The organism is Nioella sp. (assembly GCF_965215655.1).
Classification (GTDB): domain Bacteria; phylum Pseudomonadota; class Alphaproteobacteria; order Rhodobacterales; family Rhodobacteraceae; genus Nioella.
Genome location: NZ_OZ244111.1, coordinates 1,678,002 through 1,696,058 on the forward strand (window position 1 = coordinate 1,678,002; position 18,057 = coordinate 1,696,058).

Annotated in this window: 18 protein-coding genes; 11 read left to right on the forward strand and 7 right to left on the reverse strand. The window is 61.1% G+C overall.

All coding sequences use genetic code 11. The features are described from left to right. Position 1 precedes the first annotated feature (1 nt). The 6 genes from ACOOEX_RS08580 to gph all read left to right on the forward strand — a co-directional run bounded on the left by ACOOEX_RS08580 (position 2) and on the right by gph (position 5,457). A complete protein-coding gene (locus tag ACOOEX_RS08580) occupies positions 2-676 on the forward strand; it encodes a c-type cytochrome (RefSeq protein WP_420398008.1) in 675 nt (224 codons plus the stop codon). Between the two features lie 56 nt (positions 677-732). Beyond that, on the forward strand, positions 733-1,995 hold the full coding sequence (locus ACOOEX_RS08585) for an FCSD flavin-binding domain-containing protein (RefSeq protein ID WP_420398354.1): 1,263 nt from the start codon (positions 733-735) through the stop codon (positions 1,993-1,995). A 66-nt stretch (positions 1,996-2,061) separates the two neighbouring features. Beyond that, positions 2,062-2,496 carry a DUF302 domain-containing protein gene (locus ACOOEX_RS08590; RefSeq protein ID WP_420398009.1) on the forward strand — a complete coding sequence of 145 codons (435 nt, stop codon included), beginning with the start codon at positions 2,062-2,064 and terminating at the stop codon, positions 2,494-2,496. After that, positions 2,493-3,719, forward strand: coding sequence for a 5-aminolevulinate synthase (gene hemA / locus ACOOEX_RS08595; RefSeq protein ID WP_420398010.1), 1,227 nt, complete (start codon positions 2,493-2,495; stop codon positions 3,717-3,719). Before ACOOEX_RS08590 ends, hemA begins: the two co-directional genes overlap by 4 nt. 122 nt (positions 3,720-3,841) lie before the next feature. After that, positions 3,842-4,747 (forward strand): MBL fold metallo-hydrolase, encoded by a 906-nt coding sequence (locus tag ACOOEX_RS08600; protein ID WP_420398011.1) that lies wholly within the window; start codon positions 3,842-3,844, stop codon positions 4,745-4,747. 41 nt (positions 4,748-4,788) lie between these two features. After that, complete coding sequence (gene gph / locus ACOOEX_RS08605) at positions 4,789-5,457, forward strand: phosphoglycolate phosphatase (RefSeq protein ID WP_420398012.1); 669 nt, start codon at positions 4,789-4,791, stop codon at positions 5,455-5,457. A gap of 3 nt (positions 5,458-5,460) precedes the next feature. Here gph and ACOOEX_RS08610 read toward each other — a convergent pair whose 3' ends face one another. Next, a complete protein-coding gene (locus ACOOEX_RS08610; RefSeq protein ID WP_420398013.1) occupies positions 5,461-6,720 on the reverse strand; it encodes an aminotransferase class V-fold PLP-dependent enzyme in 1,260 nt (419 codons plus the stop codon). A 567-nt stretch (positions 6,721-7,287) separates the two neighbouring features. On the opposite strand from ACOOEX_RS08610, the gene cpaB reads away from it, so the two are divergent. From cpaB to ACOOEX_RS08635, 5 genes are all read left to right on the forward strand, one after another. Then, complete coding sequence (cpaB, locus tag ACOOEX_RS08615) at positions 7,288-8,079, forward strand: Flp pilus assembly protein CpaB (RefSeq protein ID WP_420398014.1); 792 nt, start codon at positions 7,288-7,290, stop codon at positions 8,077-8,079. After that, a complete protein-coding gene (locus ACOOEX_RS08620) occupies positions 8,076-9,344 on the forward strand; it encodes an AAA family ATPase (protein ID WP_420398015.1) in 1,269 nt (422 codons plus the stop codon). Before cpaB ends, ACOOEX_RS08620 begins: the two co-directional genes overlap by 4 nt. Further along, positions 9,329-9,808 carry a TadE/TadG family type IV pilus assembly protein gene (locus tag ACOOEX_RS08625; RefSeq protein WP_420398016.1) on the forward strand — a complete coding sequence of 160 codons (480 nt, stop codon included), beginning with the start codon at positions 9,329-9,331 and terminating at the stop codon, positions 9,806-9,808. The genes ACOOEX_RS08620 and ACOOEX_RS08625 overlap by 16 nt, the downstream gene beginning before the upstream one ends. Then, positions 9,801-10,241, forward strand: coding sequence for a TadE/TadG family type IV pilus assembly protein (locus tag ACOOEX_RS08630; RefSeq protein WP_420398017.1), 441 nt, complete (start codon positions 9,801-9,803; stop codon positions 10,239-10,241). Before ACOOEX_RS08625 ends, ACOOEX_RS08630 begins: the two co-directional genes overlap by 8 nt. 98 nt (positions 10,242-10,339) lie before the next feature. Continuing rightward, a complete protein-coding gene (locus tag ACOOEX_RS08635) occupies positions 10,340-11,611 on the forward strand; it encodes a pilus assembly protein TadG-related protein (RefSeq protein WP_420398018.1) in 1,272 nt (423 codons plus the stop codon). A gap of 3 nt (positions 11,612-11,614) precedes the next feature. On the opposite strand, the gene ACOOEX_RS08640 is transcribed toward ACOOEX_RS08635, so the two are convergent. The 6 genes from ACOOEX_RS08640 to ACOOEX_RS08665 form a co-directional block, all read right to left on the reverse strand. Then, positions 11,615-12,583 (reverse strand): type II secretion system F family protein, encoded by a 969-nt coding sequence (locus ACOOEX_RS08640; protein ID WP_420398019.1) that lies wholly within the window; start codon positions 12,581-12,583, stop codon positions 11,615-11,617. After that, complete coding sequence (locus tag ACOOEX_RS08645; RefSeq protein WP_420398020.1) at positions 12,576-13,556, reverse strand: type II secretion system F family protein; 981 nt, start codon at positions 13,554-13,556, stop codon at positions 12,576-12,578. Before ACOOEX_RS08645 ends, ACOOEX_RS08640 begins: the two co-directional genes overlap by 8 nt. After that, positions 13,546-14,988, reverse strand: a complete 1,443-nt coding sequence (locus ACOOEX_RS08650) for a CpaF family protein (RefSeq protein ID WP_420398021.1) — start codon at positions 14,986-14,988, stop codon at positions 13,546-13,548. The genes ACOOEX_RS08645 and ACOOEX_RS08650 overlap by 11 nt, the downstream gene beginning before the upstream one ends. Before the next feature lie 130 nt (positions 14,989-15,118). Then, complete coding sequence (locus tag ACOOEX_RS08655) at positions 15,119-15,280, reverse strand: Flp family type IVb pilin (protein WP_420398022.1); 162 nt, start codon at positions 15,278-15,280, stop codon at positions 15,119-15,121. 604 nt (positions 15,281-15,884) lie between these two features. Continuing rightward, on the reverse strand, positions 15,885-16,946 hold the full coding sequence (locus ACOOEX_RS08660) for an ABC transporter ATP-binding protein (protein WP_420398023.1): 1,062 nt from the start codon (positions 16,944-16,946) through the stop codon (positions 15,885-15,887). A 3-nt stretch (positions 16,947-16,949) separates the two neighbouring features. After that, positions 16,950-18,053, reverse strand: coding sequence for an ABC transporter ATP-binding protein (locus ACOOEX_RS08665; protein WP_420398024.1), 1,104 nt, complete (start codon positions 18,051-18,053; stop codon positions 16,950-16,952). Between the last annotated feature and the right edge of the window lie 4 nt (positions 18,054-18,057).

Genomic DNA, 18,057 nt, shown 5'->3' on the forward strand with positions numbered 1-18,057 from the left:
GATGTTGCGCAGGGTCCTCCTTCCGATCCTCGCAACCCTCGCCGGGGCCCCTGTGGCCCTGGCGCAAGAGGGCGACGCGGAACGGGGTGCCGTCCTGTTCCGGCAATGTAATTCCTGCCATGTGGCAGAGCCGGACGGTCCGTCCCGCACCGGCCCCAATCTCTACGGGGTGCTTGGCCGGACCGCAGGCGCGCTGGAGGGCGTCCGCTATTCCCCGGCGATCCGCGAGGCAGGCGAGGGCGGCCTGATCTGGACCGTGGAAACGCTGGACGGGTTCCTGCAGGACCCGCGTGGATACATCCCCGGATCCCGCATGAGCTTTCGAGGCCTGCCCGACCTTCAGGACCGGATGGACGTGATCGCCTACCTGACCGGCGACGCGCCCGTGGTGCATTCTTCGGAACTGGGGCGCCTGTCGCCCGAAATCTTTACGATCGAAGGCGACGTGGAATACGGCGAATACCTGTCGTCGGAATGCGTGGCCTGTCATAGTGCCAGTGGCAGCGACGAAGGCATTCCGGTGATCACCGGGCTGGAGCCCGAAGCCTTCATTCTCGCCTTGCACGATTATCGCGACGGCCACCGGGAGCATCAGGTGATGACCACGGTGACCGCCAGATTGACCGACGAGGAAATCGCCTCGTTGGCGGCCTATTTCGCCGAACTGGAGGAGTAGGGCCAATGCCCGCTTGGAGGAGCGGGCAGACAAAAGTGGAGTAGGGAGGCTCCGGTATCATGATTAACAGACGTACATTCCTCGGAACCACGGCCGCATTGGCCGGCACACTCGCGGCCCCGGCCGTACTTGGCCAGGCGCGTCCGCGCGCGGTCGTGATCGGCGGCGGGGCAGGCGGGGCAACCGCCGCGCGCTATATCGCCAATGACAGTGACGGCATGATCGACGTCACCCTGATCGAGCCAACGCGCCACTACTACACCTGCTTCTTCTCGAACCTATACCTGGGCGGCTTCCGCAGCATTGAATCGCTCGGCCACAGCTACGGCACGCTGGCCGCGGACTATGGCATCAACGTCGTCCATGACTGGGCCACCGGCATCGACCGTGACGCCCGCACCGTGGCGCTGGCCGGCGGTGGTTCGGTGCCCTATGATCGGCTGATCGTCAGCCCCGGCATCGACTTCAAGGATGGGGCCGTGCCCGGCTGGTCCACCGCCGCGCAGAACGCGATGCCCCATGCCTACAAGGCCGGATCGCAGACCGAACTGCTGCGCGCGCAGCTGGAAAACATGCGCGAGGGCGGAACCTTCGCCATGGTCGCGCCGCCCAACCCCTATCGCTGCCCGCCGGGACCCTATGAGCGGGTCTCGATGGTCGCGCATTACCTCAGCCAGAACAACCCGACGGCGCGGATCCTGATCCTCGACCCGAAGGAAAGCTTCTCGAAACAGGCGCTGTTCGAGGACGGATGGGCCCGCCACTATCCGGGGATGATCGAACGGATTGGCCCCGATTTCGGCGGTGGCAATGTCGAGGTGCGCCCCGACAGCATGGAAGTGGTTGTCGACGGTCAGGTAGAGGCGGTCGATGTCTGCAACGTCATCCCGGCGATGCAGGCTGGCAGCATCCTGCAAAACGCGGCCCTGACCGAAAGCGATTGGGCTACGGTCATTCCTGCAACCATGCAGTCGGTGATGGATGAAAACATCCACATCCTCGGCGATTCCAGCCGTCAGGGCGCGATGCCCAAATCGGGCTTTGCCGCCAACAGCCAGGCCAAGGTCGCCGCGATGGCGGTGCGCCACGCGCTGACCGACAGCCGCCTGTTCCCGGCGCGTTTCTCGAACACCTGCTGGTCGCTCATCACCACCGATGACGGCATCAAGGTGGGGGCGACCTACCAGGCGGGCGAAGACCGGATCGAGGCGGTGGATACCTTCGTCAGCCAGCTTGGCGAAAGCGACGAGGTGCGGGCGGAAACCTACCGCGAGTCGCTTGGCTGGTATGACTCCATCACCTCCGACATGTTCGGCTGATGGAACCATTCGGCCTCGCGGCAGGGTGCTGCGGGGCCACTACATGAACCACGAAAGGATCAGACGATGAAACAGTTTGCACTAGCCGCCGCCCTGGCAGCGGCCACCGCGACCGGCGCATTGGCGCAGCAGGCCGTGACCTATCCTTTCGACGGCAGTTTCGAGGATGCGGCCTTCGGCGTCGAAAGCGCCATCGTGGGCCGGGGTCTGGTGATCGACTACACGAGCCATGTGGGCGAGATGCTGGAACGCACCCGCGAAGACACCGGCAGCGACGTGGTGCTGTTCGACGAGGCGGATATCTACCTGTTCTGTTCGGCTGTCGTGTCGCGCCAGGTGATGGAAGCCGATCCGATGAACATCGCCAATTGCCCCTATGGCATCTTCATTGCAAGCATGGAAGGCGAGGTGATGATCGGTTATCGGGTGATGCCCGAGGAGTCGATGGCCCCGGTGATGGCGCTGCTGGATGAACTGGCGCGCGAGGCAGCCGGTCAATGACATCTGACCGTTACGACAGCATCTTCAGGGCGCAGCTTGACGCCCTGAAGGACGACGGAAACTACCGCATCTTCGCCGAACTGGAACGCCGCTGCGGGGATTTCCCACTGGCGAAGAACCACGGCGCGGGGGCTGATGAGGTCACCGTGTGGTGCGGCAATGATTATCTGGGCATGGGTCAGCACCCGCGCGTGTTGCAGGCCATGCACGAGATGATTGACGCCTGCGGCGCCGGGGCAGGGGGGACGCGCAATATCTCGGGCACCACCCACGCCCATGTGATGCTGGAGCGCGAACTGGCCGATCTGCATGGCAAGGAGGCGGCGCTGCTTTTTACCTCGGGCTACGTGTCGAACTGGGCTTCCCTGGGGACGCTTGGGTCGCGGCTGCCGGGCTGTACGATCCTGTCCGACAGCCTCAACCATGCCTCGATGATCGAAGGCATCCGCCATGCCCGCTGCGACAAACAGATCTGGCGGCACAATGATGTAGAAGATCTGGACCGGCTGTTGTCGGCGCTCGACCCCGAAGCGCCCAAGATCGTGGCGTTCGAGAGCGTCTACTCCATGGATGGCGACATCGCGCCAATCGCCGAGATCCTCGACGTGGCCGAGAAACACAGTGCCATGACCTATCTCGACGAGGTTCACGCAGTTGGTCTCTACGGCCCGCGCGGCGGTGGCATCGCCGAGCGCGAAGGTCTGATGGATCGTGTCACGCTGATCGAGGGCACGCTTGGCAAGGCCTTCGGCGTGGTGGGCGGCTATGTCACCGGGTCGGCCCCGCTGGTGGACTTTATTCGCAGCTTTGCCAGCGGCTTCATCTTCACCACCGCCCTGCCGCCCGCGATTGCCGCGGCGGCGACGGAATCGATCAAGGTGCTGAAGGGATTTGAGGGTGTGCGTTTGCGGGCGGCGCAGCAACGTCAGGTGGCGCGGCTCAGGGCGCGACTGGATGCCATGGGCATCCCGCACCAGCCCAACCCAAGCCATATCGTGCCGGTCATGGTCAAGGATCCGGTCAAGTGCAAATGGCTGTCCGATATCCTGCTGGACCGCTACGGGATCTACGTGCAGCCGATCAACTATCCGACCGTGGCCAAAGGTGAGGAGCGGTTGCGCTTCACCCCCTCGCCCCTGCATTCGGACGCAGAGGTCGACCGGCTGGCGGATGCGCTGCACGATCTTTGGAGCCAATGCGCCCTGGCGCGGGTCGTGGCGTGATCGGATAGCGGAGGATCGCCGCGCGGCGCGCGTCGATCCGCGGGGGATCCTCCCCCGCACCCCCTGAGGTGTTTTTACCAAGATGAAAGGGTTACGGCCCGGATGGAACAGGAGAACGGTCAATGAGCGGGATCACGCGGCGGATGCTGATGGCGGGGGCGGCGGGCCTTGGGGCGGCGATGGCGATGCCGCGTTGGCTGCATGCGTCCATGCAGATCGGGGATTGGCAGCTCGACACGCTGAGCGACGGCAGCCTGATGCTGCCGGCGGATTTCATCCTTGGGCCGATGCCGGCCGATGAGGTTGCACCGATCCTTGCGCGCAACGGGATTGCGCCGGGTGAGCCGCTGACGCCGCCCTGCAACGTGACCTTGCTGCGCGGGCAGGGGCGGGTGGTCCTGATCGATGCAGGGTCCGGAGTGGCCTTTCAGCCGTCGGTGGGGGAATTGCCGGACGCGCTTTTCGCGCTTGGGGTCGATCCCGCGGATGTCACGGATGTGGTGTTCACCCATGCCCATCCCGATCATCTCTGGGGCGCGCTGGACGATTTCGACGAGGCGATGTTCTACAATGCCCGCCACCACATGGGCGCGGGAGAACTGGCCTATTGGCGCGATCCCGACACGGTGAACAGCATCGGCGCAGCACGGCAGGCCTTTGCCATCGGAGCCGCGCGGCGGTTGGAGATGCTGGGGGACATGGTTGAAAGCTTCGATGACGGCAACGAGGTCTTGCCCGGTGTCACCGCCGTACTGACCCCTGGACATACGCCGGGGCACATGTCCTTTACCGTGGGCAATGCAATGATCCTGGGCGATGCCATCGGCAACCATCATGTGGGGTTCGAGGCACCGGGCCTGCTGTCGGGATCGGATCAGGATCAGACCATGGCGGCCGAGACCCGCCTGACGCTGCTGGATCGGATCGTGGCTGATGACATGACGGTTGTGGGCTTCCACCTGCCCGGCGGTGGCATAGGCCGGGCAGAGCGCATGGAGGGGGCCTATCGCTTCGTGCAGGACGGCTGACGCCCATTGACCCCGCCCGCGCCGTCTGAGATGCGGGGGGCATGACCACGCCTTCCGTTTCGGCCCGCATTGTCTTTGACCTCGACGGCACGCTTATCGACAGCGCGCCCGATATTCACGCCATCGCCAATGAGGTGCTTGCCTTGGAGGGCTGCGCACCGATCACGCTGGAGGAAACCCGCCGTTTCGTTGGCAACGGCGCGGCGGTCTTCGTGGCGCGGATGCGCGGTGCGCGCGGGGTGCCGGTCGCTGCGCAGGGGCGGATGTATGATGCCTTTGTCGCGCGCTATGACCGGGCCGTGGGGCGCACCCATCCCTATCCCGGCGTGGCAGCGGCGCTGTCAGGTCTTCAGGTGGCAGGGCACCGGTTGGGGATCTGCACCAACAAGCCGATCAAGCCCGCGCTTTCGGTTCTGTCACATCTGGACCTGGATGGTTGGTTCGGCACTGTCATTGGCGGCGACAGCCTGATCGTCAAGAAACCCGACCCCGCCCCGTTGGAGGCTGCATTCGAGGCGCTTGGGCAAGGGCCGATGATCTATGTGGGCGACAGCGAGGTCGATGCCGAAACCGCCGAGCGGCTCGGCGTGTCCTTCCTGCTGTTTACCGAAGGCTATCGTAAGATGCCCGTGAACAAGCTGCACCATGCAGCCGCCTTTGATGATTTTGCGCATCTGGGCGGATTGGTAGACAATCTGCTGAAACGCTAACCCTCAGCTTTCGGGCGCCATGTCCTTCAGCGCGGCCAGAAGCTGTGCGACCTCGCCCTCGGTATTGTAGTGGCACAGGGACACGCGGATGCAGTCGGTCAGGCCCAGAGGAGTCAGCACATTGCCGCTGTAGTGATCGGCCTTGCGCGTATGGGTGCGGATGCCCTGCTGGTTGAGTGCCTCGACCACATCCTCGGACGCATGGCCTGCGACCACGATGGACACCAGCCCCTCGCGCGCCGGGTTGTCCGCGCCTGCAAGGATCGTGATATGGTCCATATCCCGCAGTCCGGGCAGGTTGCCGGTGCCGTTGATCATTGCGTTGGTCAGATGGGTTTCGTAATCGTGAATGGCACGGCCCGCCGCTTCGATCCGCTCGCGCCGGTCTGTGGCGTTCGACACCTCTCCGCCCAACCAGTCGAAATAGTCGATGACATCCGACATGGTGGCATAGCTGCCCGCATCGCGGGTGCCGAATTCCCACCCCGTTGCGGGAGCGTCGATCAGCATGTCATGGGGCATTTTGCCGAACCGGTCCGAAATCCAGGCGATGCCATAGCCGTGGCGGGAAAACACCTTGTAGGGCGAGATCGCGTAACCATCGACATCATAGGCATCCAGGTCGAGCTGCCCGTGGGCGGCGTGTTGAATGCCATCGACGATGATCAGGCAATCAGGCGACACGGCGCGTATCGCAGCCGAGATCCCCGCCACATCCATCGCCATGCCAGTCACCGGAGAGCCGTGCAGGATCGTGGCAACGGCGACATCGGGCGTCATCCGGGCGGCATAGTCCTCGGGCGTGGTGCGGCCTGTTTTGTTATCATGGGGCACGTTCACATATGTCAGCCCGGCAATCCCGGCCCAACGGCGCGCGGCGCTGCGGCTGGCGGGATGTTCTATGGACGACCCGATAACCTTGGCCCCTGCCGGTGCATTCACGCAGGCGGTGCGGATCAGGCGGAACAGTAGCTCGGTGCCGCTTTCGCCGGCAAAGAACTGCCCCCCCGGCGCGTTCATGAACACCGCCAGGTCGGCCTTGGCCTTGTCGATGATCGCCTGCAAACCCTGTCCGGCGGGGTTGATCCGGCCAGGATTGTCCGGCAGGGCGGCGAACTTGGCCGAGGTCTGAACCACTGAATTGAGGGTCAGCGCGCCGCCTGCATTCTCGAAAAAGATGCGCGGGCCCTGAAAGGGGCAGCTGTCCACATGGGCAAAGCGCGCGCGGATTGCGTCGAGAAGGGCGGGGGTGTCCTGGATCATGTCGTCTGTCCTGTCATGGCGCGATTGACGGTCGCCTCCGTGCGTCGCGCGACACCGGGTAGGCGCGGCGCGAAACCGTTTCGGCAATGGAAGACCGGTTTGAAGCCGTGCTGTCAAGCGCAAGCCGTGGTGACGGCAGAAGGGCGGAACGGGTCAGGCGGGCAGTCTATGCGTGTGGATTGGAACAATCTGTTCCTGGATCGGCGTCAATGAAGATTTGGCCATGAACCGGGATTTATTGTTTCCGATATCGAGATGATGAAGGACATAATGATGAATTATTGAGGAAGCGGAAGAATTGCGATCACTTTCCAATTGAACGCCGAGCATGGGAAGAGCCCTATGTATACGAAAGAGCTGTGGGAAATAATTAAGGTATGGTTCCGGTCCAAAAGCAGCCATTGCGGCAACCGTTGCGGCAGAGATATTTTCGTCGAACGAAATAGCGAATTTGTCATGGGGACCACAAGACCTGCCCTGACCACAGGCTGCATTCAGCTATCAGGGTTTTGCCGAAGTTAAAAGTTAGTCGCAAGACCCAAGCGCGAATGCTGAAAAGAGTAAGAAATGATACGAGCTATTCTCCTTATCATCTTTTTGACCAGCGGCAGTGCTGCATTGCACCATGCATTGGAAAGTGATGCTATAGCAGAGGGAATTGCCGCAAACCAGAACCTGCAAATTGCGCGCGCGGAACCGGAAGTGGAATTGGCTAGAACGCGTGTTGTTGTCGCATCGCGGGCCATTCAAACGGGGTATCAACTGTCCGCGTCCGATCTCGGATGGGCGCGCTTGCCCGTTGATTCTGTTTCGCCCGATTTCATCCTTGATGGCGATTCATTCGTGTCGGTCGATGAATTGATCGGCCGGATCGCCGCGCGCGACATCGCCGCGGGCGACCCGATCTTGTTGCAGGATCTGCGCGATATGTCCGAACGCAGCCTGTCTGGCAGGTTGCTACCGGGGATGCGGGCCTTTTCCGTTCTGATCGACCAGGAGGCCATGGCCGGGGGGCTGATCATGCCCGGTGATCGGGTCGATGTGGTCTACACGTTCTATCCCCCGGAATCCGAGACCGCAGCAAGCATGATCATTGCTGCCAATGTCCGGATTCTGGCGCTCGACGACATGACCGAGTTCGGCCAGCGGGAAGAGCTTTCGGAGGACGATCCGCCGAATGAAAGAAACGCGACACTGGAACTGTCGCCCGCTCAGATCGGCCGTGTATCGGCCGCAGCAGAGGACGGGCGGTTGCGGCTTGCACTGAGGTCTGCCGATGAAATCGCAGGACCGGCGCCAGTGAACAGCCCGATCATTCGCGTCAACCGGGGGGGCGTCGTCAGCTTCGAAATGCGATGAACAAACAGCTCGATCCATCAGATTTTCCGGAAACGATCAGGTCGGCCACGGCCCCCGAAAACGCGCTTCTGCCCGCGCTTCGGATCGCGGCCTTTGCAAGGTCCGAACAGGCGATCCGGGAACTCAACCGCGCCAAGGGTGACATTTCGCTCAACCGGACAAGATGGAAGATCCGCACTGGCGATCTCGACACCGCGATCCATGCCTTCAAGGAAGAGAAATCCCCCGATCTTCTGATCGTCGAAAGCGGCGATGATCCGGCTGTCTTGCTGCGCAAGCTCGAAACGCTGAGCCTCCAGTGCGAGGCGGGAACGCGGGTCATTCTGCTTGGTGCGCGATCCACCTATTCAGCGGATTTCTATCGGAGCGTTGTGAAGATCGGTGTCAGCGATCTGCTGGTCTCACCACTACGCGCCAGGCAGGTCGTCGAAACGATCAAGGAAATCTACGCGGACTGGTCCGATGTCCGGCTTGGGAAAATCACCGCGTTTATCGGGTCTCGCGGGGCAGGGTCGTCCATGATCGCGCAGAACGTCGCCGCCACCATGTCGCGCGCCATGTCAACGGATGTGCTGCTGGTGGATCTCGATCCGCAGTTCGGGACTGTCGGGCTGAATTTTAACGCCAAAAGCACCTACTCCCTGACCGATATTCTCAGGCGGGGAAGCAAGCTGGACGATATTCTGATCGAGCGGATTTCCACCGTGATGCATGACCGGCTGCGTTTGCTGACGGTGGATGCGCGCATGGACAATCGTAGCGAACTGCCAATCAACGCCATCCGCGCCATCCTGAATCTTCCGAATGCGCTGCGCCAGCACGTGGTGCTGGATCTTCCGCCGATCTGGTCCCGCAGGATGCGGACCATCATTCAGCGGGTCGATACCGTGGTCATCACCGCCGAACCCACGCTGCGCGGCTTTCGCGATGCGGGGCATCTGGTACACGCGGTTCGTGCGGCAAGGCCCGACAAGGAGGCACCCACCCTTGTGATCAACAAGCTGCGCGGCGGCAGGGAGAAACATATCAAGACCTCCGAGTTTCAGGACTTCCTGCGCCTGAACACCGTGGTGGACGTGCCCTACAACCACAAGCTGGTTCGAAAGTCCCAGGCTGTTGGGCGGTCTGTCTTCGAATGCGATGAAGGTGCCCAGATTTCCCGCAGCCTTCTCAGGATCGCAAAGGCGGTGAATGGCGAGTTGAACATCGGCGATGATCGCAGCATCTGGGATAAAGTGGCGTCCAGGCTATGGAAATGGTGGTAGCGCGGACAGGCGCATTCTGGAGGTCGGAACGGGGTGCCGGTGCTGTCGAGTTTGCTCTGATTGCGCCGCTGCTGATCCTGATGCTGCTTTCGGCGGCGGACCTGGCCCTCGCGGTCAATCAGCGCATGGTGATGCAGCATATCCTGCGGGTGGGGGCGCAAACCGCAATGGCCGGTGGCAGCCTGTCAGAAGTGGAACGCGCCCTTGAGACGGCGGAAGACACGCTCGCCACGGGCAGAATGTCGGAGCTTTCGGTCAGCGACCCGGTGATCGACTGGCGTTGCGGGACAAGATCGGTCGACCGACGGGACTCCTGCGGACGGGGGCGCGAGCCTTCTGCCGTGTTCGTATTCGCGGCGGGTCTTCCTTTCCGAAGCATTGTGCTCGGGGATCGTCTCGGGATGGATATCGAGGTGGCGCTGGAACTTGAGGTGCCCCTGTCATGGAGCGCGGACGATGATTGATGATCCCTGCGTCAGGGCGCGCGGCCTGCGCAAACCGCTGATCGCGGTTCAGGCGTTCAGCCGGTCCGAGAGGGCTTCGGTTTCAGTGGAGTTTGCGCTGGTCGCCCTGCTTGCCATTCCGCTTTTCTTCGGGATTTTCGAGATCGGCAGGGCCTTCTACAACAAGAGCACGCTCGACTACCTGGCCGATGAGATCGCGCGGGCGGCGGCGATCCGGCTGGACAGCGTGGCCATCGACACGGCTTTCATGGACGCGGCCATGGACGAGGCGCTGAACGCAGTCGCCATCTTCATTGATCGCGCCGCGTTGGACCGGCAGCTTGTCAGCAATAACGGAGAAGCAACGGTTGTTCTGAGCTATCCGCACCAATTGCGTGTGCCGATGATCCTGGATGAAACGATCACCCTGACCGCCACGCGGATTCTGCGATGATCCAGTACAGCGATCCCGTCTGTCCCGAAGGGCCCCGCCCCACAGCCGGCAATACGGCGTGCGGGCAAATGCAGTTTGTGCAGGATGAACGCGGGTCGATGACCACGATGTTCGCCCTGGTGATGCCCTTCCTGATCGGTGGCATCGCCTTCGGGGTGGAGGTGTCGACATGGCTGATGCTGGAACGTCAAACGCAGAACGCCGCCGACATGGCCGCGTTTTCCGCTGCGGTGAACCTGTCGCTGATGGATGATGAAGGCGATGCGGTCGACCGGGCCGAGCAGGTCGCCTTCGGCAGCGGCTTGTCCCGCGATACCGCCCTTGTCGATGTCGAGTTCATCAGCCAAACCGGTGTTGCAGTCGAGATTACAGTTCAGTACCCGCGCTATTTCACCCGGCTCTTTTCCGAAGGCGATGTCACGATCCGGGCACGGGCCGTCGCGGATATCGTTGTCGGAGACGCCGCCGCCGCGTGCCTGCTCGTGCTCGACAGCCAGCGTGAGGGCACTCTGGAACTGGACGGTGGCTCGGTGATCGACATGCCAGATTGTGCGATCGAAGTGCATTCCCGTGATGATGACGGGCTGGATATTTCCGGCAGCGCCGAAATCAGCGCCGCCTGTCTTTCCGTCCGGGCGGAGGAGGTGGACGACCGGGACGCCGAACGCGTTTCCGACCTTGGCTGCGGATCCATCGTGACGGATGCACCGCTGAATGGCGATCTTCCCGAGCGACTACAGCAGATCGTCGAGCGCGAAGAGGACAGCCTGCGCGACTTTGTCGACGAGGTTCCCAGATATCGTGGCAACCGGACAATTCAGGGCGGGGTGCTGACGCCGGAAGACGTCGGGCATCCAAGCGGAATTCCCATGATGCGATTCGATCGTGATGTGACCCTGAGAGATGAAATCACCCTGATGCCGGGGATCTACATCATTGATGATGCAGAGCTGCGCACCCGGAACAATACGGTTCTGAATGGTGAGGCGGGGGTCATGTTCTACCTTGTCGATGGCGGCGAGCTCGATTTTCACAGAGGCACCGACGCCAGCTTGCGGGGATTGACCGGTTTCGAAGGATCCATTTTTCAGGATGTCGTGATGCTGAATGACGGCGATGACGAAGAATACACTTTCGAGGCCGGCGAATGGACGGGGATTATCCTGTTGCCCGAGGCGGATATTGAAATCGGGGGTGGGCGGTCCATCGACGGCTGCTTTCTGTTCGCGGCGCAGAGGTTCCAGATGCAGGGGAATTCGCGCATTGATGTCCTGTGCGAGGACTCGGCCTTCGATCCCAGCCTATACGCTGGCACCGGGGGCGGTCCGGGGTCGGGCGGCAACAACAGCGTGATCTTCCTGGTGGAATGATCCCTATTGAAGATCGAGAATGTCGATCGCCGCGGGCGCCAGGATCACGATGAACAGGACAGGAATGAGAAACAGGATCAGCGGCACCCGCAGCCGGGAGGGCAGGGTAGCTGCCTTCTTTTCGGCCGCTGCAATGCGCATGCGACGGCTTTCTTCGGACAGGTTGCGCAGGGTGGAGCTCAGCGGCATCCCGTAGAATTGCGCCTGAGAGATTGCGCGCGTGGCCTCGCGCACGGCGGGAATGTTGATCCGGCGCCCCATGTTCTCAAGCGCATCGCGGCGGTTCTGAAGGAAGGCCAGCTCGGCCACCGTCAAGGTGAATTCCTGCGCCAACTCCGGCGCGCTGGAAGAAATGTCCCGTGCGACCTTCGAGAGCGCGGCTTCCAGCCCAAGACCGGCATCGACGCACAGATAAATCAGATCGAGCGCATCGGGCCAGTCGCGCCGGATCTTTTCCTGGTACCGAAGCCGGAGGTTCTTCAAGGCCAGATCAGGGGCCCAGATCGCGGCCACCCCGAACAGCAGGCTTGCCAGGATGACGACCGCCGGCGGGCGTTGTGCCATGATCGTCGCATTCAGAAAGCCCCATGCCAGTAGCATGGCCACGAACGGTGTCGTCACCTTGGCGATGACGAAGATCGACGCGGCACGCGGGGATCGGAGCCCCGCATTATGAAGGTCCTTTTTCAGACTTGCGAACGAACTGGCCGCATACCGGGCCAGCCTTCTGTTCAGGCGGGTTTTCAGGGGCGGAGTCATCTGGCGGGACTCCGATGTCGCCGCGGGCCCTGTTCCGTTCCGATCTGGCAAGGGCAGCGTCCCCGCAAGATCCTTCACGCGCGCATGAAGCGTATTCGCAAACAGGGCGGGCCAGAAGATGATCAGAATGGCCGAGACATAGGTCACGAGCACGAGACCTATCAGAACCAGATCAGAGAAGAACAGCTCTTGCAGGGTTGCATAATCAGGCATCGAATTTCACCATTTCCTTCATGATGAAGAACCCAAGGCACATGTAGATGGCAGCCCCCGAGATGATCAGCTTGCCCGACACGGTGGTGTAGAACACGCTCAGGTAGTCCGGGTTAAGGAACAGCAGCGCCGCGATGACGATGAAGGGCAGGGCACCGATGATCAGCGCCGAAGAGCGTGCATCCGCCGTCATGCTGATGATCTTATCTTTCAGTATCCGGCGTTGGCGCAACGTGTCGCTCAGCGTGTTCAGCGTGTCTGCAAGGGACGAACCGGTTACGCTTTGAAGGTTCACGATGGTCACGAAATAATTGATTTCCTGCAACGGCATCCGCTCTGCGAACCGGTTCATGACTTCCGGAACCGACAGGCCGATTTCCCGTTCCATCTCGATCCGGCGAAACTCGGCGGCTATGGCGGGCGAGGCTTCCTCCGCAATCAGGCGAAATGTGTCCGTCAAGGTCAGACCCGAGCGCAGACTGCGCACCATGGTGTCGATCGCGGCGGGAAATTCGGCGGCAATGAGCGCCCGGCGCCGGGACAGAAGCTGCCCGCGATAGAGCCACGCGCCGCCCAGTGCGAACGCCCCCCCGATCATCGAAGCAGCAATCCAGGAACCACCCACGAACAGCATCGTGAGGGTGACAAGGGGAAAGACGATGATGCCAAGGCCCAGATATCGCCGAAAGTCCGGATCCTTCAGCGCAGACATCCGCAGCATCCGTTCGCGATATCTGGATTGCGGTCCGCGCGGGCGACCGGCGGCGTCCGACACCTGGGATGCTTTTCCGGAGGCGGCACCGGCTGGCTGGACACCGAGTGCGTCAAGCCGCCGCCGATATTTCCGCGCGGGGTTGATCCGTTCATGCAGGATGAAAAGGGCCAGGGCACAGATTGCGACCACCCCGGCGATATAGGCCAGATCGGGCCGCAGTGCCGCGAGAATGCTGGTCAGACCCTGTTCAACCGGCATGGGCTAGGTCCTCATGCGCCTGCAGCCCGTCCCGTGCGAGGGCGCGCATCAGGTTTGCGGTCTCGCCATATTGTTCGCTGCGCCTGAGGATTTCCCCGACCGGATACGCAGTTGCCCGATGCTGACCGACGATCTTGTCCCCGACCTGTTCGCCATCGGTCCTGAATACAATCAGATTGCGCAGGCGCTGTTCCTGTGGCCCTTCGTCGAGCACTTCGGTCACATGGGTGATGCGGCGGCTGCCATCGCGATGGCGCTCCACATGAATGATGACGTCAATCGACCGCTGGAACATTTCCTGAATGATTTCAGGCCCAAGAGAGCTGAACCCCATGGTCACAAGCGCGGTCATTCTGGACATGGCATCTTCGGGGGAGTTTGCGTGTAATGTACTCATGGAGCCGTCATGCCCGGTGTTCATGGCCTGAAGCAGGTCGAAAGCTTCCGGTCCCCGGACCTCGCCCACGATGATGCGGTCCGGCCGCATTCGCAGGCAGTTCCTGACCAGATCCCGCATTGGGATCTGGCCCTTGCCCTCGACATTCGGCGGACGGGTTTCCAGACGCACCACATGCGGCTGCTGCAAGCGCAGCTCGGCGGTATCCTCGCAGGTGACGATGCGCTCGTGTTCCTCGATATATCCGGTCAGGGCATTCAGCATCGTGGTCTTGCCCGATCCTGTTCCGCCAATGATCAGGATGTTGCAGCGGCATCGGGCGAGGATGCGCAGCAGTTCGGCCCCACCCGCGGAAATGACGCCGCGGTTGACCATCTGATCGACCGTCAGAACATCCTGCCGAAACAGCCGGATGGTCAGGGACGGCCCGTTGATGCTGACGGGTGGAATGATCACGTTCACGCGCGATCCATCCTTCAGGCGGGCGTCACAGATCGGGCTGGCCTCATCGACGCGGCGGCCCACCAGGCTGACCATGCTCTGGCAGACGTTCAGCAACTGGTTGGTATCCCGGAACCGGACATCGGTCTTGCGCAGCACACCGTCGATCTCGACATAGATCGGCTCGGTGCCGTTCACCATGATCTCGGTGATGTTGCCCTGGGTCAGAAACCGTTCCAGCGGCCCGAAGCCGAGCATGTCATCGCTGATTTCGTTCAGCAACCGCTCTTCCTCTGCGGCGGATACCTTCAGTTTGTCGCTGATGATGATCTCGTCCAGCGCGGCGGCAATCAATGCGCGCCCCTGAGTTATGCCTCCGCGCAGCAACCGTGCGGCATCGAGTTCCTCGATCAGCCGGGAAAACACCAGGCGGCGCAGATCGCGATAGGCGTCTTCCTGTTCGAGACTTGCATCGTCTTCCGAACTCGAATCGAGGATTTCAAACCCACTGGCTGACGGTGAAGTTTCTTGAAATACCCCACTGGGTATTCCGAAACCGGCAGGTGATGCGTTGGAATTCTTCTTTCCGAACATATTATGGGCCTTTTGGGAAATGAATATGTACCGTCTGATCCGAATGCCCCAATCGGATTGCGAGGCCACACCAAAACTGGGTGGCCTCGCATTTTTTGTTTCACGAAAGCCCGAAAGGCGGTCTGCAAGATTATTGCAGAGCGGTGCTGATGGATGTGAAAGCGGTGGTCAGATCCGTTCCCACAGTGCCCAAGATTCCGACGATTGCGACGGCAATCAACGACCCGATCAGGCCATATTCGATTGCGGTTGCTCCGTCTTCGGACGTCATGAAAGTAGTAAGTTTGTTCATTTTTTTACCCCCTAAGTGGTAGTTAATTCCCCCAACGCCATTAAGATTGCATGGTGGCGCAACCCGTAGAAGTGTACTTGTGTATAAGATTTGGATCGTTTGATAATTTAAATATCGTTTGGTAAAGTATCTCATACTTTTGTATATGTTCGCGGCCAAATGGGTTTCTGACCTCGAAACAGTAAAAAACAACTGTTTCCGACACTGAAAGAGACCAAGTGGATTTGCGGCAAATCCGAATCGAATTGGGGGCAGGGCATTGCGCAGCGACTCGCTGTCCGGTCAATCCGGCTGTATGGGGATGCCAGTTATCGACACCTCCTGAAGGAGGATTGCTGTTTGCCCCGACTTTCTGGCCGGGGTCTGCTGTGACTTCGGGAATCCCGCAAATCTTTGCGACGGACGGTCATGACAAGACAAATCAGCTAAAAACAGTTTCCTCTGCCATGACCTTTCTGATCGCCGCCGAACATCTTTACGCCCGTGCCGGGGCAAGCTGAAAGCCATGTCCCGTAGTGTCGAGCCATGCATTGACCGCGCGGACGCAAGAGAAGCATCTTCCGCTCCCCCACTCCCTTGTCGTTCAAGCGCCCTGCCGTGGTTGCTAGATCCTCTGGCCCGCTTCATCGAACAGGTGCAGATGCCGGGAATCCAGGCTGACGCGCTGTGCGCTGCCTTCTCTCAGGATCACCTGACCCGGCGTGCGGATCTTCAGGATCTGTTCGCCCAGCATTGCGTTGATGATGGTATAGCTGCCGAGCGGTTCGACTGATGAAACCGTCACCTCGAAGCTTGGGTTTCCGTCGCTCTCGCCAAGCCAAATGTCCTCTGGCCTGACACCGAGCGTACCTTCTCTGCCCTTTGGGGGCGAGCCACTGATTGCAACGCTTTCAGGCAGGATATCGGCGATGAAGTGCGCACCGTGTTCATCGAAGTACCCCTGGAAAAGATTCATCGGCGGTGATCCGATGACCTTGGCGACGGCGATCGAGCCGGGCCGACCGTAGACCTCGTCAGGTGTGCCGATTTGCGCGATCTTTCCGTCGATGACGACCGCCACCCGATCCGAGATCGCCATGACCTCCTCCTCGTCATGACTAACATAGACGAATGTCTGGTTATTTTCGCGTTGCAGCCGTTTCAGTTCCACCCGCATCTCTTCGCGCAGGCGGGCATCGAGCGCGGCAATCGGCTCGTCCAGAAGCATGGCACGGCTGTCTGCAGCAAAGGCCCGGCCAAGGGCGATCCGCTGGCGTTCCCCCCCCGACATCTGCGCGGGGTTCTTGTGCAGGATATGGCTGACATGCAGAACCTCGGACACGAAATCCAGCCGTTCCGCGATCTCGCGCTCCGATGCGCCGCGTTCCCTGAGCGGGAAAATGATGTTTTCACGCCCCGTCATATGCGGAAAAAGCGCGAGGTTCTGGAACACCATGGAAATGCCGCGCTCGGAGACATCCATCCCGGCCCCATCGCGACCCGAGAGCACAACTTGCCCTTCATCCGGTTGCAGCAAGCCCAGGATCAGCTTGAGGATCGAGGTTTTGCCGGTCGATGGCGGCCCGAAGATGCCGAAAAACTCGCCCTGTTCCACACTCATGTTGATCGGTCCGAGCGTGAATTCCGGATAGGTCTTCACTGCGTTGGTAAGTTCAATCGCCGTCATGGTTCAGCGGCCTCCCAGCCGTCGGCCCGAGTCTAGGTCAAAGGCCATGCTTGCGTCGGAAGGCAGGAAGAACGGAACGTCATCGCCCACCTCCAGTTGTGCTTGATCGTCGAATGCAAGGAACATGGTTTCCTGTACCTGGAGGTATGCGAGCCGCTTTGGCCCCACCCGTTCCAGAACCTCGACCTTGCCGTGCATCGTGATGTCGGTCGGGCCACGCCGGTCACCGAAATAGATGTCCTGCGGGCGGATCCCGAAAGACCCGCTATGCACCCTGGCATCGCTGGTGAAATCCGCCCGCACTTTCCCGGCAAGCGGAATCTCGGCCCCGCCATGCAGCATCAGGTGCAGTTCCCCGCGCTCTTCCCGCAACTCGCCGTCAACAAGGTTCATCCGCGGGCTGCCAACGAAATTGGCGACGAAGCGGTTTTGCGGATCGTTGTAGATGTCCAGCGGCGCGCCGTATTGCATCAGCTTGCCCTGGTCGATGATGGCGATCTTGTCCGCCAGGCTCATCGCTTCGATCTGGTCATGGGTGACATAGATCATCGTCTGGCCGAACTCGTGTTGGAGCACCTTCAGCTCGGCCCGCATATAGGCCCGGAAGCCCGCGTCGAGATTGGACAGCGGCTCGTCCAGCAGGAAGATCCTGGGCTCGACGATGGCCGAGCGCCCGATGGCGAGTTTCTGCATCTCGTTCACCGACAGGCTGGAGGCAGGCTGATCGAGCCGATGCGATATGCTCATCCGGTCGGCCATGGCCCTGACGCGCCGGTCGATCTCGGACCTGTCGACCTTCTTGACCTCCAGCCCATAAGACAGGTTCTTGTAAACGCTGAGATGGGTGAAGATCGCGTAGTTCTGGAACACGAAGCCGATGTTGCGATCCTGGATGCGGATGCGGCTCAGGTCTTGACCGTCGAAACGGATTGCCCCTTCGGTGACGTCCTCCAGCCCCGCGATCATGTTCATCGTCGTCGTCTTGCCGCAGCCCGATGGCCCCAGAAGCGCGACGAACTCGCCTTCCTCGATGTCGATGGAGATATCGTCAACGGCAGTGAAGTCGCCAAAGCGTTTGGTAACGTTCTGGATTTGAATGGATGACATCTTG

Coding starts and splice junctions, on each gene's coding strand:
- ACOOEX_RS08640 (WP_420398019.1), bottom strand. CDS start 12,583: ATGCCTGATTATGCAACCCTGCAAGAGCTGTTCTTCTCTGATCTGGTT.
- ACOOEX_RS08655 (WP_420398022.1), bottom strand. CDS start 15,280: ATGAACAAACTTACTACTTTCATGACGTCCGAAGACGGAGCAACCGCA.
- ACOOEX_RS08660 (WP_420398023.1), bottom strand. CDS start 16,946: ATGACGGCGATTGAACTTACCAACGCAGTGAAGACCTATCCGGAATTC.
- gph (WP_420398012.1), top strand. CDS start 4,789: ATGACCACGCCTTCCGTTTCGGCCCGCATTGTCTTTGACCTCGACGGC.
- ACOOEX_RS08645 (WP_420398020.1), bottom strand. CDS start 13,556: ATGCCGGTTGAACAGGGTCTGACCAGCATTCTCGCGGCACTGCGGCCC.
- ACOOEX_RS08625 (WP_420398016.1), top strand. CDS start 9,329: ATGGAAATGGTGGTAGCGCGGACAGGCGCATTCTGGAGGTCGGAACGG.
- ACOOEX_RS08610 (WP_420398013.1), bottom strand. CDS start 6,720: ATGATCCAGGACACCCCCGCCCTTCTCGACGCAATCCGCGCGCGCTTT.
- ACOOEX_RS08665 (WP_420398024.1), bottom strand. CDS start 18,053: ATGTCATCCATTCAAATCCAGAACGTTACCAAACGCTTTGGCGACTTC.
- ACOOEX_RS08600 (WP_420398011.1), top strand. CDS start 3,842: ATGAGCGGGATCACGCGGCGGATGCTGATGGCGGGGGCGGCGGGCCTT.
- ACOOEX_RS08620 (WP_420398015.1), top strand. CDS start 8,076: ATGAACAAACAGCTCGATCCATCAGATTTTCCGGAAACGATCAGGTCG.
- ACOOEX_RS08580 (WP_420398008.1), top strand. CDS start 2: ATGTTGCGCAGGGTCCTCCTTCCGATCCTCGCAACCCTCGCCGGGGCC.
- ACOOEX_RS08635 (WP_420398018.1), top strand. CDS start 10,340: ATGACCACGATGTTCGCCCTGGTGATGCCCTTCCTGATCGGTGGCATC.
- hemA (WP_420398010.1), top strand. CDS start 2,493: ATGACATCTGACCGTTACGACAGCATCTTCAGGGCGCAGCTTGACGCC.
- cpaB (WP_420398014.1), top strand. CDS start 7,288: ATGATACGAGCTATTCTCCTTATCATCTTTTTGACCAGCGGCAGTGCT.
- ACOOEX_RS08650 (WP_420398021.1), bottom strand. CDS start 14,988: ATGTTCGGAAAGAAGAATTCCAACGCATCACCTGCCGGTTTCGGAATA.
- ACOOEX_RS08590 (WP_420398009.1), top strand. CDS start 2,062: ATGAAACAGTTTGCACTAGCCGCCGCCCTGGCAGCGGCCACCGCGACC.
- ACOOEX_RS08630 (WP_420398017.1), top strand. CDS start 9,801: ATGATTGATGATCCCTGCGTCAGGGCGCGCGGCCTGCGCAAACCGCTG.